13 protein-coding genes and 1 pseudogene are annotated in these 14,702 nt (G+C 66.6%); 6 read left to right on the plus strand and 8 right to left on the minus strand.

The annotated features are described in order from the left end of the window. Positions 1-71 precede the first annotated feature (71 nt). The 4 genes from WT60_RS20555 (at position 72) to WT60_RS20570 (ending at position 4,176) form a co-directional block, all read left to right on the plus strand. Entirely contained in the window at positions 72-1,430 is a 1,359-nt protein-coding gene (locus WT60_RS20555; protein ID WP_060356441.1) for a 3-carboxy-cis,cis-muconate cycloisomerase, read from the plus strand. 12 nt (positions 1,431-1,442) lie between these two features. Continuing rightward, complete coding sequence (gene pcaD, locus WT60_RS20560) at positions 1,443-2,228, plus strand: 3-oxoadipate enol-lactonase (RefSeq protein WP_038747529.1); 786 nt, start codon at positions 1,443-1,445, stop codon at positions 2,226-2,228. A 15-nt stretch (positions 2,229-2,243) separates the two neighbouring features. Then, positions 2,244-2,627, plus strand: coding sequence for a 4-carboxymuconolactone decarboxylase (gene pcaC, locus WT60_RS20565; protein ID WP_038747531.1), 384 nt, complete (start codon positions 2,244-2,246; stop codon positions 2,625-2,627). 193 nt (positions 2,628-2,820) lie between these two features. Further along, on the plus strand, positions 2,821-4,176 hold the full coding sequence (locus tag WT60_RS20570) for an aromatic acid/H+ symport family MFS transporter (protein ID WP_038747535.1): 1,356 nt from the start codon (positions 2,821-2,823) through the stop codon (positions 4,174-4,176). 49 nt (positions 4,177-4,225) lie between these two features. Here the strand turns inward: WT60_RS20570 and WT60_RS20575 are convergent, their stop codons facing one another. From WT60_RS20575 to merA, 4 genes and pseudogenes are all read right to left on the minus strand, one after another. Continuing rightward, positions 4,226-4,474 carry a hypothetical protein gene (locus tag WT60_RS20575; protein WP_059576888.1) on the minus strand — a complete coding sequence of 83 codons (249 nt, stop codon included), beginning with the start codon at positions 4,472-4,474 and terminating at the stop codon, positions 4,226-4,228. Positions 4,475-4,582: 108 nt separating this feature from the next. Continuing rightward, a complete protein-coding gene (locus WT60_RS20580; protein ID WP_059671351.1) occupies positions 4,583-5,200 on the minus strand; it encodes a LysE family translocator in 618 nt (205 codons plus the stop codon). 333 nt (positions 5,201-5,533) lie between these two features. Then, on the minus strand, positions 5,534-6,211 hold the full coding sequence (gene merB, locus WT60_RS20585; RefSeq protein ID WP_186448643.1) for an organomercurial lyase MerB: 678 nt from the start codon (positions 6,209-6,211) through the stop codon (positions 5,534-5,536). A 13-nt stretch (positions 6,212-6,224) separates the two neighbouring features. After that, positions 6,225-7,616 (minus strand): annotated as a pseudogene (gene merA / locus WT60_RS20590) (mercury(II) reductase); the annotation flags it as partial. A 693-nt stretch (positions 7,617-8,309) separates the two neighbouring features. On the opposite strand from merA, the gene merR reads away from it, so the two are divergent. Then, on the plus strand, positions 8,310-8,720 hold the full coding sequence (merR, locus tag WT60_RS20600) for an Hg(II)-responsive transcriptional regulator (RefSeq protein ID WP_038747543.1): 411 nt from the start codon (positions 8,310-8,312) through the stop codon (positions 8,718-8,720). A gap of 503 nt (positions 8,721-9,223) precedes the next feature. Here merR and WT60_RS20605 read toward each other — a convergent pair. Together WT60_RS20605 and WT60_RS20610 are read right to left on the minus strand one after the other, a co-directional pair. Next, positions 9,224-9,643, minus strand: coding sequence for a secondary thiamine-phosphate synthase enzyme YjbQ (locus WT60_RS20605; RefSeq protein WP_038747546.1), 420 nt, complete (start codon positions 9,641-9,643; stop codon positions 9,224-9,226). A 21-nt stretch (positions 9,644-9,664) separates the two neighbouring features. Then, complete coding sequence (locus tag WT60_RS20610; protein ID WP_038747585.1) at positions 9,665-9,991, minus strand: thioredoxin family protein; 327 nt, start codon at positions 9,989-9,991, stop codon at positions 9,665-9,667. A gap of 723 nt (positions 9,992-10,714) precedes the next feature. Here WT60_RS20610 and WT60_RS20615 point away from each other — a divergent pair. Continuing rightward, positions 10,715-11,407: a hypothetical protein gene (locus tag WT60_RS20615; RefSeq protein WP_060356442.1), complete on the plus strand. Its 693-nt coding sequence runs from the start codon at positions 10,715-10,717 to the stop codon at positions 11,405-11,407. A gap of 82 nt (positions 11,408-11,489) precedes the next feature. On the opposite strand, the gene WT60_RS20620 is transcribed toward WT60_RS20615, so the two are convergent. Both WT60_RS20620 and ctaD read right to left on the minus strand, forming a co-directional pair. After that, a complete protein-coding gene (locus WT60_RS20620) occupies positions 11,490-12,176 on the minus strand; it encodes a DUF2244 domain-containing protein (RefSeq protein WP_082717467.1) in 687 nt (228 codons plus the stop codon). Beyond that, on the minus strand, positions 12,116-13,711 hold the full coding sequence (gene ctaD, locus WT60_RS20625) for a cytochrome c oxidase subunit I (RefSeq protein WP_060356443.1): 1,596 nt from the start codon (positions 13,709-13,711) through the stop codon (positions 12,116-12,118). Before ctaD ends, WT60_RS20620 begins: the two co-directional genes overlap by 61 nt. Between the last annotated feature and the right edge of the window lie 991 nt (positions 13,712-14,702).

The raw sequence follows: 14,702 nt of genomic DNA on the forward strand, positions 1-14,702 counted from the left end.
AACGGACGAGCGCGCGCCATTCGGCGCTTCGGTGGACAATAAGCGCAATCCGTTTTTTTCCGATCGATCCCATGCTCGAAGACAGCGCCCGCCTGACCTCCCTCATCTGTGCGAGCGAATCGCTGAATCAGATCTGGTCGCCGCGCGCGACGTTGCAGCGCATGCTCGACGTCGAAGCGGCGCTTGCCCGCGCGCTCGCCGCGCACGGCGTGATTCCGGCGAGCGCGGTGCAGCCGATCGAGGCGACGTGCACGGCCGACGCGCTCGACGCGCAGGCGCTGATGCGCGACGCGGCGCTCGGCGGCAATCTCGCGATTCCGCTCGTCAGGCAGTTGACCGCGCGCGTGAAGGCGCGCGACGCCGAAGCGGCGAAATTCGTGCACTGGGGCGCGACGAGCCAGGACATCATCGACACGGCGACGGTGCTGCAGCTGCGCGACACGTTCGACTGGCTCGAGCCGCTGCTGCGCGACACGTGCGCGACGCTCGCGACGCTCGCCGCCGCGCATCGCGCGACGCCGATGATCGGCCGCACGTGGCTGCAGCAGGCGCTGCCGATCACGCTCGGATTGAAGTTCGCGCAATGGCTCGACGCGCTGCTTCGTCATCGCGAGCGTATCGCCGCGTTGCGCGAGCGCACGCTCGCGCTGCAGTTCGGCGGGGCGGCGGGCACGCTCGCGAGCCTGCGCGACGCGGCGCCGGCGGTTGCGCGCGCGCTCGCGGACGACTTGCGGCTCGCGCTGCCGGCCGTGCCGTGGCACACGCAGCGCGACCGGATCGCCGAGACGGCGGCTTGCTTCGGGATGCTGATCGGCACGCTCGGCAAGATCGCGCGCGACGTTTCGCTGTCGATGCAGACCGAGATCGGCGAACTCGCCGAGCCTGCCGCGGCCGGCAAGGGCGGTTCGTCGACGATGCCGCACAAGCGCAACCCGGTCGGCTGCGCGGCCGTGCTGACCGCGGCCGTGCGCGCGCCGGGGCTCGTCTCCACCGTGTTCGCCGGCATGGTTCAGGAGCACGAGCGTGCGCTCGGCGGCTGGCAGGCCGAATGGGACGCGCTGCCCGAACTCGCGCGGCTCGCGGGCGGCGCGCTCGCGCAGGTCGCGCAGATCGTCGCCGGCCTGAACGTCGACGTCGCGCGTCTCGCCGCGAATCTCGACGCGACGCACGGCCTCGTGCTCGGCGAAGCGGTGATGCTCGCGCTCGGCGACAAGATCGGCCGGCTCGACGCGCATCATCTCGTCGAGCGCGCATCGAAGGAAGCCGTGCGCAGCGGCCGCCCGCTGTACGACGTGCTCGCCGCCGATCCGGACGTCGCGGCGCACATCGCGCCCGACGCGCTGCGCCAGTTGCTCGATCCCGCTCATTACGTCGGCGAGGCGCATGCCTACGTCGACGCCGTGCTCGCGCTCCATGCGAGCCGCCACTAAGGAGAGATTCCCATGCCTTTCGCATCAGTCAACGGAGTGCGGCTGCATTACCGGATCGACCGCGCGACGCGCGCCGGTGCACCGTGGCTCGTGTTCTCGAATTCGCTTGGTGCGGACCTGTCGATGTGGGCGCCGCAGATCGGCCCGCTGACGGCGCACTTCAACCTGCTGCGCTACGACACGCGCGGTCACGGCCACTCCGACGCGCCGGCCGGCTCGTATTCGATTGAGCAACTGACGGGCGACGTGATCGGCCTGCTCGACCACGTCGGGATCGAGCGCGCGCATTTCTGCGGAATCTCGATGGGCGGCCTCACGGGCGCGGCGCTCGCCGCGCGCCATGCGAGCCGCATCGATCGCGCGGTGCTGTCGAATACGTCCGCGAAAATCGGCTCGCCGCAAGTGTGGGGGCCGCGCGCGCAACAGGCGCGCGCCGAAGGAATGGCGGCGCTCGCCGACGCGGTGCTGCCGCGCTGGTTCACGGCCGCGTTCTTCGAGCGCGAGCCGCGCCTCATCGACGTGATTCGCGACACGTTCAATCACACGGACAAGGAAGGCTACGCGGCGAATTGCGACGCGCTGAACGCCGCCGATCTGCGCGACGAAGTGAAGGGCATTCGCGTGCCGACGCTCGTCGTGACGGGCGCGCACGACATGTCGACGCCGCCCGACCAGGGCCGCGCGCTCGCCGCCGCGGTCGCGGGGGCGGAGCACGTCGAATTCGACTGCGCGCACATCTCGAACATCGAATGCGCGGACGGCTTCAATCGCACGCTGACCGATTTCCTGACGGCGTGACGCGAGGGCATCGAGATGAATGACGACCAACGTTACGAAGCGGGCATGAAGGTGCGCCGCGCGGTGCTCGGCGATGCGCACGTCGAGCGCTCGCTCGCGAATCGCACCGAGCTGACCGAAGAGTTCCAGAACCTGATCACGCGCTATGCATGGGGCGAGATCTGGACGCGCGAAGGCCTGCCGCGCCACACGCGCAGCCTGCTGACGATTGCGATGATGGTTGCGCTCAATCGCGGCGAAGAGCTCGCGCTGCATCTGCGCGCAGCGAAGAACAACGGCGTGACGCGCGACGAGATCAAGGAAGTGTTGCTGCAGACCGCCATCTACTGCGGCGTGCCTGCAGCGAATTCGGCATTTCACCTCGCGCAGCGCATCTTCAGCGAAGACGACGCGGCCTGACGCCGCGCGGCGCAAGAGACAAGCGAGACGCTAGCGACAAAAGAGACGCGAGAGACACAAGAGACACGAGCAAGAAACGACACACCGCACGGGCGGCGCGCCGAACGGCCGCCGCCCGTGCGCGACGACATGCGCCGGCATCGCATCGGCGCGGGACGCGAACGCGTCGATTACAAACCCAACGGAGACAGCAATGACCCACCTCGCGCGCCAGCTCGATGTGCAGCAGTTCATCGACGAACGGCGCTTTTCGCCCTATCAGTGGCTGATTCTGATCCTGTGCTTTTTGATCGTCGCGGCGGACGGCTTCGACACCGCCGCGATCGGCTTCGTCGCGCCCGCCCTCGGCCAGGAATGGCACGTGGCGAAGGCCGCGCTCGGCCCGGTGATGAGCGCGGCGCTCGTCGGCCTCGCGCTCGGCGCGCTCACGGCGGGGCCGCTCGCCGACCGGATCGGCCGCAAGCGCGTGCTGGTCGGCTCGGTCGTGCTGTTCGGACTCTTCAGCATCGGCTGCGCATTCACGCAATCGGTGACGGAGCTCGCGGTGCTGCGGCTGTTGACGGGGCTCGGACTCGGCGCCGCGATGCCGAACGCGACGACGCTGATGGCCGAGTACGCGCCGCACGCGAAACGCTCGTTCCTCGTCAACACGATGTTCTGCGGCTTCACGCTCGGCTCGTCGGCGGGCGGCCTCGTCGCCGCCGCGCTGATTCCGGATCACGGCTGGCGCAGCGTGTTCGTCGTCGGCGGCGTTGCGCCGCTCCTGCTCGGCGCGCTGCTGATCGCGCTGCCGGAGTCGATCCGCTTCATGGTGTTGCGCGGCGCGCCGCACGAGCGGATCGCCGCGGTGCTGCGCAGGATCGCGCCCGGCACGACGTTCGACGGCGTGCGCTTCGTGCTGCCCGACGAACGCGGCGAGCAGCGGCGTTCGGGGGCGGCCGTCGTGTTGTCGCCGCGCTATCGCGCGGGCACCGCGATGCTGTGGCTCACTTACTTCATGGGGCTGCTCGTCTACTACCTGTTGACGAGCTGGCTGCCGACGCTGATTCGCGACACCGGCTTCACCGTGCGCGACGCGGCGCTCGTCACCGCGCTGTTTCCGCTCGGCGGCGGCATCGGCGCGATTGCGACCGGCTGGCTGATGGACCGCTTCGAGCCGCATCGCGTGATCGCGTTCACGTATGCGCTGACGGCGCTGTTCGTATGGATGATCGGATTGCAGGCCGGGCATCTCGCGCTGCTGGCGACCGTCGTGTTCGTCGCGGGCGTTTGCATGAACGGCGCGCAATCGTCGCTGCCGGCGCTCGCGGCGGCGTTCTATCCGACGAGCGGACGCGCGACGGGCGTAGCGTGGATGCTAGGCGTCGGGCGCTTCGGCGGGATTCTGGGAGCGTTTTCGGGAGGCTTGCTGCTGCAGGCGCAGCTGGGATTTGGCACGATTTTTTCGATGCTCGCCGTGCCGGCACTGATCGCGGCGGGTGCGCTGATGGTCAAGCGCGCAGCGGCGCTGCGCGACGTAGAGCCGGACGCGCCGGCGCGTTCGGCATGATCGGCGCGAGCCGCTGCGAAGATCGACGGGGCGGCGTGTTCGCGCCCCGTCATTCTTCGGCGTCGTGGACCTTCGCGAAGTGGCGAAGGTACGCGCGCAATGCAGCTTCGCGGCTGCGGTGATCGGCGGGCGTCGATGCGCCCATCTCTTCCTCGTCGCCGAACAGCGCGGACGGCGCGCCGTAAGTGCCCACTTCGACGCGCTCGCGCAGCACGCGAATCAGGTGCACGCGATGGCGATACTCCGCGACCCAATGCAGGCCTTCGATCCGATCGCCTGCTTTCAGCAGTGGCTTCATCTGCGTTCTCCCGGCCGGGACGGGTTCGCGGGGCAGCGAACCGACGTCCGGAAAGAAAGCGTACGCTTTACCGGATCGGATCACAACGGGCGAGGCGTTTCAGTGGCTTCAGTGGCCGGCCACCTTGGCGAGTATCGGATAAAGCGACAGAACGAGCAGCGCGGCCATCGTGATGTTGAACGCGCGCAGCCAGCGCGGATTCGACAGGAAGCCGCGCAGCCCCTGACCGAACGCGGCCCAGATGCTGATGCTCGGCAGGCCGACGCAGACGAACACGAGCGCCATCCAGACGGCGTTGCGGCCGTAGTCCGCGGAGAGCTGGATCGTCGTCGCGGCGGTCAGCACCATCATCCATGCTTTCGGATTGACCCATTGGAACGCGATCGCCTCGACGAACGTCATCGGGCGCGACTTGCCGTGGTGAGCGCGCACTTCGCCTGACGTGCCGATGCGCCATGCGAGATACAGCAGGTAGACGATGCTGGCGGTTTCGAGGAGCGCATAGAGCACGGGGATTCGCTTGAACGCTTCGCCGAGGCCGAAGCCGACCGACAGCATCAGAATCGCGACGCCCACGCTGATGCCGAACATGTGCGGCAGCGTGCGGCGAAAGCCGAAGTTGACGCCGGACGCGAGCAGCATCGTGTTGTTCGGGCCGGGGGTGATCGAGGTGACGAGCGCGAACAGCATGCCGGCGGGCAGCGCACTGACGGTGAGGTAGTTCATGGTGGTGCTCTCTTCGTCCGGGACAAAGCAAGGATGACGAAGCGAGTTTAGTGGACGATGGCAGTACAGTACCGATACAGTTTGCGGAATGGTTGCCAGTACGGGGCGGGTCATTACAGGTGCGGACTATCCCATCCGATGATGATCGGATGGCATTGCCGCCTGAAGACGGGGTTTCCGCGGCGGACGCGAGCTTCGCCCTATTCCATTCACGTCGAACGAATCTGCGCGCCGACGCCGTCTCACGTCACGGTGCTCCCGCGGGCGACGCAAACAGAGCGGCAAGGCAGCCGTACGCACAGCCCGGCGCGCGGGACGAGCCCGGCGCGCGACTCACGATCGTTCGAACGCCTCATGGCATCCGCCGCCGGGCTGCCGCCCTCGCACGGCTTGCAGCAAGTGTTGCGCGCACGCGTATCCCACGTTGAATGCCATGCGAGCATCGACGATGTCGACGCCCGGTTGCGTTGATGCCCACGCTCGTCCGATCTCGGCGGAGGCGAAGAAATGCACCCGGCAGCAGAACGCCGCTCGGATTGGGCCGCTGCCGCACGGCGACACGAGCGACACGGCCGCGCCGGCCGGCTCGACATTTAGCAAGCCACCCTGCTTCGCGGCGACGGTCAGTGTGACGGGCTCGCCGGTTGCGGCACAGCGCGAGACGACGTGCGCCGTTTGGCCGATCAACATCGGGAAAAAAAACGCATCGAATGCGCACCACGTGTACAGGCGCCGGCCGCCGACATCGAGCGCGTGCGCTGTTTGTCGCAGCGTGAGCCCGTACCCGACTACGTTGCCGTCATCGTCCCATTCCATATCGACGGCGTGACCCAGCATCGCCGCGACGCGCTCGCGAGGCCATGCGAGCGCCGCGGCAAGCGCGGCGGGCGATACGGGACTTCCCTTCGCCAGCTCGCGCAAGAGCGCGACGAATAGCTGGCCGAAGCCTTCGGGCCGATCGGCCTGCGTCAAGCGATCGATAAGGTCAGTCGCATAGCGATCAATATTCACGATTGCCTCCCGGTCATCCGGCGCAGCACGAGAGTCGCGCCACGTCCTTGGCGAAGGCCTGGGCCGCGAGCTTCAGGGCCTCCACCATCGTCAGGTAGGGGAACAGCTGATCGGCCAGTTCCCGCACGGTCATCCGCGACCGGATGACGAGCGCCGCGGCCTGAATGAGTTCGCCCGCTTCGGGCGCGACCGCCTGCATGCCGAGCAGCCTGCCGGTACGGGCCTCGGCGACGAGCTTGATGAAGCCGCGCGTGTCGAAGTTGACCAACGCGCGCGGCACGTGCTCGAGCGAGAGCGTGCGGCTGTCGGTCGCGATGCCGGCTCGGCGAGCGCGCGCTTCGTCGTAGCCGACGGTCGCCATTTGCGGGTCCGTAAACGCGGCAGCCGGCAAGATGTCCAGATCGAGCGCCGCATCGCCTCCCGTCATGTTGATCGCCGCCCGTGTGCCGGCTGCCGCCGCGACATAGACAAAGCGCGGCTGGCTGGTGCAATCGCCGGCCGCGTAGATATGCGGGACACCAGTGCGCATGCGCTCGTCGACCACGACGGCTCCTTGTGCGTCGACGGCGATGCCGGCCGCTGCCGGCGCGAGTTCTTCGGTATTCGGCGTGCGACCGGTTGCGATCAGCAACCGGTCGGCCCGCAGCTCGCCGTTTTCCGTGCCGAGCACGAATTCGCCGTTGGCATGGCCGACGCGATCGACATGCGTGTGCTCGCGCACGTCGATTCCTTCGGCGCGGAATGCATTCGTCAACGCTTGCCCGATCGCAGGATCTTCGCGAAAGAACAGCGTGTGGCGCGCGAGGATCGACACGCGACTGCCCAGCCGGGCGAAGGCTTGCGCAAGTTCGACGGCCGCCGTCGACGAGCCGATGACAGCGAGCCGCGCCGGAATGGCGTCGCTCGCGAGCGCATCCGTCGAGGTCCAGTATGGCGTGCCGGCCAGACCGGGAACGGCCGGAATCGCGGGGCGCGCGCCCGTTGCGATCAGACAGCGGTCGAACGGCACTTCGCGCTCGCCGCCTGCATTCAGCCTGACCGCCAGGCGGTTTCCATCGAGGAATCGGGCTTCGCCTTGCAGCACCGTGATATCCGGATGACCGTCGAGAATGGTCTCGTATTTTGCGCGCCGCAGTTCGTCGACGCGCGCCTGCTGCTGAGCCAGCAGCCGATCGCGCAGAATGGCCGGAGATCCTGGAAGGATGCCGCTGTCGAACGGGCTTTCGCGCCGCAACTGCGCGATATGCGCCGCGCGGATCAGGATTTTCGACGGCACGCAGCCCACGTTGACGCAAGTGCCGCCGATCGTGCCGCGCTCGACGAGCGTCACGCGAGCGCCGCGCTCGACGGCCTTCAGCGCCGCGGCCGTCGCGGCGGCGCCGCTGCCGATCACGGCCACGCGCAGCGCGTTTTTCATTGGGATCATGCGTACCCTCCTTCTTCTTGCGATCAGGGGCAAGGACGTTCGCGCCGCTTCAATCAGCCACGTCGGTCCGAAATCTCGAGGCTCCCAGTTTCGTGGCGTGCCGTCGGCGAGACGATGCGCCGAAGCGCGCGGGATCGATGACGCTCGGGCATGCCGCCCATGTTCCATGAGGCGCGGGCAGCATGACGGCTTTCGTCGCGGACCGGGACGGAGTGTCGATGGGCGCGGCCGGGACCGACGATCCATCGAGGTTTTCTCATCGCCGGCACGTTTCGTCGCCTTTCGCCGCCTTTCGCGCGCGGCGATGCGCACACGTCGCTCGACTGGAGACCGGCGGGCCTGGGCCGCACGGAAGATCCATCGCGAAGCGAGGGACAACACATGCGGCGCCATGTCGACGAATAGCGGGCGATGCGACATCATCGCGGCCCATCGGTCGCGCCACGCGCCTGGAACGTTCAGCGCCGCGGATGCCGGCGGGCCGAGGCCACTCGTCGACGCGAGCAGGACCGCGATTGCGCCGGACGCCGGCGCCCCCGCGACTGCGACTGCGACCGCGACCGCGACTGCGACTGCGACTGCGACTGCGACCGAGGCATGCGACTACTCCTATTCGAATTGTCTTCCGATGGTGTAAGGTTAGTTCCGTACTTAAGTACGGAGTCAACGGGCATGGGGACTGAAACGGGGAATCTGACGATCGGCGCTTTCGCCGCGGCGGCGGATGTCAGCGTCGAAACGATCCGGTTCTACCAGCGCAAAGGGCTGCTGAATGAACCCGACAAGCCATACGGCCGCATTCGCCGCTATGGCGCGGCCGACGTCGCGCGGGTTCGGTTCGTGAAGTCGGCCCAGCGGCTCGGGTTCAGCCTGGACGAGGTGGCCGAACTGCTGAAGCTCGACGACGGCCCGTATTGCGCGGAAGCGAGCCGCCTGGCCGAGCGCAAGCTCGACGACATCCGGGCGAAAATCGCGGATCTCGCACGCATGGAGGTGGTCCTGGCGCAATTGGTGGGGGCCTGCCATGTGAACGAGGGCAACGTGTCGTGCCCGCTGATCGCGTCGTTGCAAGGGGCAATGTGACGTGAACTCGGGCCGATCGGGCCGGCCGCCGACCAGCGCCGCGGGCCTTGCCTGCGCGAACCGTGCGCCGAACTGAATTCATCGCGACTTCGCCGGTGAGATTGTCGACGCGGCGCGGCTGCCGACGCTGTCTGCGTGACAAGGCAAGCCGGCACTTTTATGTGTCGGTCCGCGCCGGGCGCGCCACTCACGGGTCGATCAGGGTTGGTTCGTCGCCCGTGAGCGGCGCCGAGATTTGGCCGTCATTCGGCGCGTGACCCCGACTTCACGGCGCTCGCCGCGCAAGAGCCGGCTGGGCTGTCGCCGCGAACCTGTTGAGGGCCGGCCCGGCGGAAAGCCGGCCTCGGCCTGAAGGTCGGCGTGTCCGGCCGCGTCTCGATGGCAAGCGGATGCCGATGCATCCCCGACATGCGCCCGGAGTCAGCAGGTTGCCGCACCCAACCGCGCGCGGCCGGCTTCGCGATGCGCGGCGGTGCTTCCGCGATGCCGCACGGCACGCACGTTTATTCGCCGATCAGATGCAGCACGATGTCGCGCCGATGCGCGGCGCGGCGATGCTCGAACAGATAGATGCCTTGCCACGTGCCGAGCACCATGCGCCCGTGCTCGACGGGAATCGACAGCTGCACCTGAGTCAGCGCCGCGCGTAGATGCGCGGGCATGTCGTCCGGGCCTTCGGTTGCGTGTTCGTAGCGCGAATCGTCCTCGGGGGCGAGTTCGGCGAAGTAGCGTTCCAGGTCGCGCTGCACCGACGGGTCCGCATTCTCCTGGATCAGCAGCGAAGCGGACGTGTGCCGGCAGAACACGGTGAGCAGGCCGGTGCGGATCGACTGCTGATCGACGAACGCGCGCGCCTGCGGCGTGAACTCGACGAGGCCGCGCCCGCGCGCCTCGACGGCGATGTGTTGAATCGACTGTTGCATGATGATTGGGTGCCGGTGGGCTCATTCCAGCGCGGCGAAGCCGTGGGATTCGATTTGCTCGGCGCTGACCGGGCGAACGACGCGCGCGACCTCCACGCCATCGCGCAGGAACACCAGCGTCGGCCAGAGCTTGATGCCGAACGAGCGGCCGAGCGGGCGGCCGGGGCCGTCTTCGATTTTCAGGTGGCGGACATCGGGGTGCGGCAAGAACGCATCGCGAATCGCGGGCTGTGCGCCCGTGCAGATGCCGCACCAGTTCGCACCGAACTCGATGACGGTGGCTCCGGCGAGCGAGTCGACTTCCGGGCGTGTGGGCGCGTCGGCGGTATAGGCTTGTGGAGGGTTCATCATGGCTCCATGTGCTTGATGAAAGCGTCACTGCGTCGTGGCCGTATTCGAGGCCGGTGCTTTTACTGTAGCGGAAACTGTAGCGGAAAAAGGGTGCGATGGCGTCGGGCAATTCGGCTTGCCGCCGCGAGCCGCGACGAATCGAATCCGTCCTGCAAGAGGCGAACTCTCCGAACAGTTGATCGACGGCGGCGCGCATCCGTTCAAAAGGCGGCTATTCCAGCGATGTAGTCGGCCAAGGACATCTTGTCCGGAGCGGCCCCGCGGAGCACGTCAGGTACGACTGGCGTCTTGTCGACCGACGCTGGAGAACCACGGCTCGCCACGCTATTGCGACAGCCTACGGCAGTCGTTGGTTCTCGGAAAAGGCGCACGCGGCGTCGATACGTTGCCGTTGAACCCGAGCTCGCCGTTTCGGCGGTTGCTTGCGGCCGTCGCATCGTACGGAAATCGCCGATACGGCGGCCGCTCCGCGCGATGCGACGGCGAACGTGGAATGCGAATCCGGCGTCGCGGCGCGTTGGCGCCGCGCGTGGCAAATCTAGCACGGCCATTGCGATTGCCCGGCTGCGCCGGCGCCTCGTGGAGCGAGCGCAAGATACGGTCACGATCGAGATCGGCGCGGCGAGCGCTTTCTCGACCCAGGACCTAGAATTGGACGTAGCGCCCGCTTCCCGGCGCGAAACCGGTCGACTTTTCCTCCTTCTAGCGACTGCAGCGGCCATGAACATTCACAATGCGCGCGTCATTCGCCCGGCGCTGGGCGCACTTTGCGTCGCATCGCTTGCAACGCTCCACGCGTGCGGCGGCGAGGCATGTTTCGGTTTCGACGGGTGTTTCAACAATAACGGCGTGCAGACCGTCACGCTGTCCGGCACCGCCGCCACCGGCCGGGCGCTCGCGAGCGCGGCGGTCAACGTCGACTGCACGCAGGGCTCGGCCGCCACGCTGTCGGACGGCGGCGGCCACTACAGCATCACGTTCGATGCGACGCTTCCTTGCACTATCACCGTGACCTCCGGAGGCACGAGCCTGCACTCGCTCGCCTATGCCGGCGGGACGTTCAATACGACGCCCGAAACCGAGTTGCTGCTCGTCTACCTCGCTGCGCAGCTCGGCACGAATACGGCCCGCCTGATCGGGGATCTGCCGAACAACTCGCGCTTCCAGCAGGTGCTGGAGAATCAGACGGACGTGCTGGCCGCGCAAACGGCAGTCGTCGCGAATCTCCAGCAGCGCTATGCGGTTGCGTTCGCGACGCCGGCGTTTTTGACGACGCCGTTTTTCGTCGGACAAGCGGGCGTCGACGGCGATCTCGGCGCGCTCGCGGGTGCGGGCGCGATCGACCCCAACGGCATGCCCGATCCGGTCGCCGTGTCGCTGTTGCAACAGGCAGGCGCCGCGCACCCGCTTTGAGCGGCGTACGCGGCAGCGTTCCAGGTGAACACGGACTGATTCGATTGTCGAACTCGCCATTGCGAGCCGCGCGATCGTCGAGTCAAGCCGGATCGCGCGGCGGCCGTTCAGGGCGCGCGGCATCGACACGCGGCATGCGCCGCTTCATCTCTGCAAGCGCCAGATTCACCTCCCGCACGACGCACCGCCGTTGCGCGAGCGTGACGTGCTGTCCGACGGAGGCCGCCTCGCCTCTGTACCGAATCCGTATCCGGGGATCGCGTTCGTTGTCGAGCTCCACGGTCGCCCACAGCGGATTCGATTCGTAACGTCGAAGTTCGGCGCCGCAGCGTTGAATCACTTCGAGACGGTGCTCGGTCAGCGCGATGCAATCGTAATCGACCGCATGGCGCGCATACAGCAGGAAGCAGCCGCCGATCACGACGATCTCGGCGATCGCGCACGCGAACACCGCCCATGCGCCGGAGATCGCGAACGGCGTCGCGACCGCCAGCGTGAGCGCGGCCAGGAGCCCGATCGACAGCAAGGACTGGCGCGGCGATAGCGCGCAGTTGCGCCGCAGCATCCAGACGTGGCGGCGCTCGGCTTCGAGCGGCGTGCGTCGAGGATGCGCGAATGCGTCGGAGCACGGCGCAGGGCCGCGATCGGACCGATCGCGCCGCGCGCTCGCATCGCCGCGCGGATGCCGCCACGCCGATGAGCGGGTGGTCATTTCACCACGGGCGGCGTTTCGAACGAATGGTAGGGCGCCGGGCTCGGCAGCGTCCATTCGAGACCTTGCGCGCCGTCCCACGGCTTCGCGTCGGTGCAGCGGCGCGTCTTGCCCATGTACGTCGGCAGCGCGACCCAGAACAGGAAGTACACCTGCATCAGCCCGAACGCGAATGCGCCGATCGTCGCGATCTGGTTGAAGTCGGTGAATTGCGCGGGATAGTCCGCATAGCGGCGCGGCATGCCCGCGAGGCCGAGGAAGTGCATCGGGAAGAACGTCACGTTGAACGAGATCATCGATCCCCAGAAGTGAATCTTGCCGCGCCGCTCGTCGTAGAAGTAGCCGGTCCACTTCGGCACCCAGAAATACCAGCCCGCGTAGATGCTGAACAGCGACGCGGCGACCATCACGTAATGGAAGTGCGCGATGATGTAATAGGTGCCGTGCAGCGCGACGTTCAACGGCGCCATCGCGAGCGTGACGCCGGTCAGGCCGCCGATCAGGAATACGAAGATGAATCCGATCGAGAACAGCATCGGCGTTTCGAACGTCAGCGAGCCGCGCCACATCGTCGCGACCCAGTTGAACACCTTCACGCCCGTCGGCACCGCGATCGTCATCGTCGCATACATGAAGAACAATTGCCCGGCGACCGGCATGCCGGTCACGAACATGTGGCGCGCCCAGACCATGAACGACAGGATGCCGATCGATGCGGTCGCGTACACCATCGACGCATAGCCGAAGAGCGGCTTGCGCGCGAACGCGGGAATCACCTGCGAGATCATTCCGAAGCCGGGCAGGATCATCACGTAGACCTCGGGATGGCCGAAGTACCAGAAGATGTGCTGATACAGCACCGGATCGCCGCCGCCCGACGCATTGAAGAACGACGTGCCGAAATGCCGGTCGAACAGCACCATCGTCACCGCGCCCGCGAGCACCGGCATGATCGCGATCAGCAGGAACGACGTGATGATCCACGTCCACGCGAACATCGGCATCTTCATCAGCGTGAGGCCGGGCGCGCGCATGTTGACCACGGTCACGACGATGTTGATCGCCCCCATGATCGACGACGCGCCGGCGATGTGAATCGCGAAGATCGACAAGTCCATGCCCGGGCCCATCTGCGTGGAGAGCGGCGCGTACATCGTCCAGCCGGCGGCCGGCGCGCCGCCCGGCACGAAGAACGAGCCGATCAGGAGCGCGCTCGACACCGGCAGCAGCCAGAAGCTGAAATTGTTCATTCGCGCGAATGCCATGTCGGACGCGCCGATCTGCAGCGGGATCATCCAGTTCGCGAGGCCGACGAACGCGGGCATGATCGCGCCGAAGATCATGATGAATCCGTGCTCCGTCGTCAGCTGATTGAAGAATTCCGGCCGCATCAGCTGCAGGCCGGGTTCGAACAGCTCCGCGCGGATCATGAGCGCCATCACGCCGCCGATCATCAGGTTGATGACCGAAAACAGCAGATACAGCGTGCCGATGTCCTTGTGATTCGTCGCGAACAGCCAGCGGCGCCAGCCGGTCGGTATGTGATGCGCGGCGTCGTGGACGTCCGTCACGTTCGTGGAGATTTCGCTCATCGTGTCCTTGTCTCGTTCTCGAAAATCCGGCAGGCGAGGCCGTCGCGCCAACTGACGACGACGTGTCGCGACCGCGATATCCGACGCGCTTGCCATAGGCAACTGAACATCGTGCCGCGCATGTCATCGGTCTGAGCGACGCGCTGCGTCTCGTGAAGACGAAGCGAGTGGTGTTCGGCCAGCCGCCGGGCACGGCGTGAACGAGATTTCACGCGACGCGTCATGGATCGCTTGGCCGTCGCTTGATTCGACGCGCAGCCGATGCCGGGCAAATCCTCTGTTTCGATCAGCCGAGGTTAATTCGCGCGGCTTTTCGTCTCAAGCAGCAGATGACGCGAAAAATCGTGAAGCAGATGACGGGTAGCGTTCGGGAGAAATGCCGCTCGGGAGCCGTCGACCCGGCGACGAGTGGTTGTCGGCGACGAGTTTGATGCAAGGCGTGCGGTGAAGCACGCATGTGTCGCGTCGGTTCGCGGCGAATCGGCCATTCGGCGCGTCGACGTGCGACTGGTGGGCGTTGCCGCCGCATGCGCCGCGTATCGGCGGATTGCATTTGGCGCGTGGCGCGACTTTCAATCGCGATTCGGACTTCGGTCGCTCTCACACCGGAAAAGGCGGGCGATTTCATTTCGCGCGCTCGACGCATCTGCAAAAAGCGGTAGGCCATGACCGCGTGCAGCCTGCGCGGCGCTTGAAGGAAATGATTGTCGTGCCGACGGAAGGTAGCGGAGACGGATTCTCCATACACCGAATGACCGCGATGCCATGCGAGATGTCGATATGGTGCGCAGAACGACTGGCGTGGCCGCATGACCGAAGAAAAAGCCCCGCGTCCCTTGCGGAGACGCGGGGAAAGCTAGAGACAACGAGTGTGCCGTGACCAAGTGGTGCACGGAGTTTTACTCTGCACGAAAATGAGAGACATGGAAATCGGACGAGTTCAATTTATTCGCCTTCCTACGCTTTATGGAGGGTTCGCGAAATCTCCAAC

The organism is Burkholderia sp. MSMB617WGS (assembly GCF_001532025.2).
GTDB lineage: Bacteria > Pseudomonadota > Gammaproteobacteria > Burkholderiales > Burkholderiaceae > Burkholderia > Burkholderia savannae.

Bases quoted from the DNA above. Each gene is read 5' to 3' on its own strand.
- WT60_RS20575 (WP_059576888.1), bottom strand. From the start codon at position 4,474: ATGAAGCCACTGCTGAAAGCAGGCGATCGGATCGAAGGCCTGCATTGG.
- WT60_RS20620 (WP_082717467.1), bottom strand. From the start codon at position 12,176: ATGGACGCTGCCGAGCCCGGCGCCCTACCATTCGTTCGAAACGCCGCC.
- merR (WP_038747543.1), top strand. From the start codon at position 8,310: ATGGGGACTGAAACGGGGAATCTGACGATCGGCGCTTTCGCCGCGGCG.
- WT60_RS20580 (WP_059671351.1), bottom strand. From the start codon at position 5,200: ATGAACTACCTCACCGTCAGTGCGCTGCCCGCCGGCATGCTGTTCGCG.
- WT60_RS20555 (WP_060356441.1), top strand. From the start codon at position 72: ATGCTCGAAGACAGCGCCCGCCTGACCTCCCTCATCTGTGCGAGCGAA.
- WT60_RS20570 (WP_038747535.1), top strand. From the start codon at position 2,821: ATGACCCACCTCGCGCGCCAGCTCGATGTGCAGCAGTTCATCGACGAA.
- WT60_RS20615 (WP_060356442.1), top strand. From the start codon at position 10,715: ATGAACATTCACAATGCGCGCGTCATTCGCCCGGCGCTGGGCGCACTT.
- pcaD (WP_038747529.1), top strand. From the start codon at position 1,443: ATGCCTTTCGCATCAGTCAACGGAGTGCGGCTGCATTACCGGATCGAC.
- WT60_RS20610 (WP_038747585.1), bottom strand. From the start codon at position 9,991: ATGAACCCTCCACAAGCCTATACCGCCGACGCGCCCACACGCCCGGAA.
- pcaC (WP_038747531.1), top strand. From the start codon at position 2,244: ATGAATGACGACCAACGTTACGAAGCGGGCATGAAGGTGCGCCGCGCG.
- WT60_RS20605 (WP_038747546.1), bottom strand. From the start codon at position 9,643: ATGCAACAGTCGATTCAACACATCGCCGTCGAGGCGCGCGGGCGCGGC.
- ctaD (WP_060356443.1), bottom strand. From the start codon at position 13,711: ATGAGCGAAATCTCCACGAACGTGACGGACGTCCACGACGCCGCGCAT.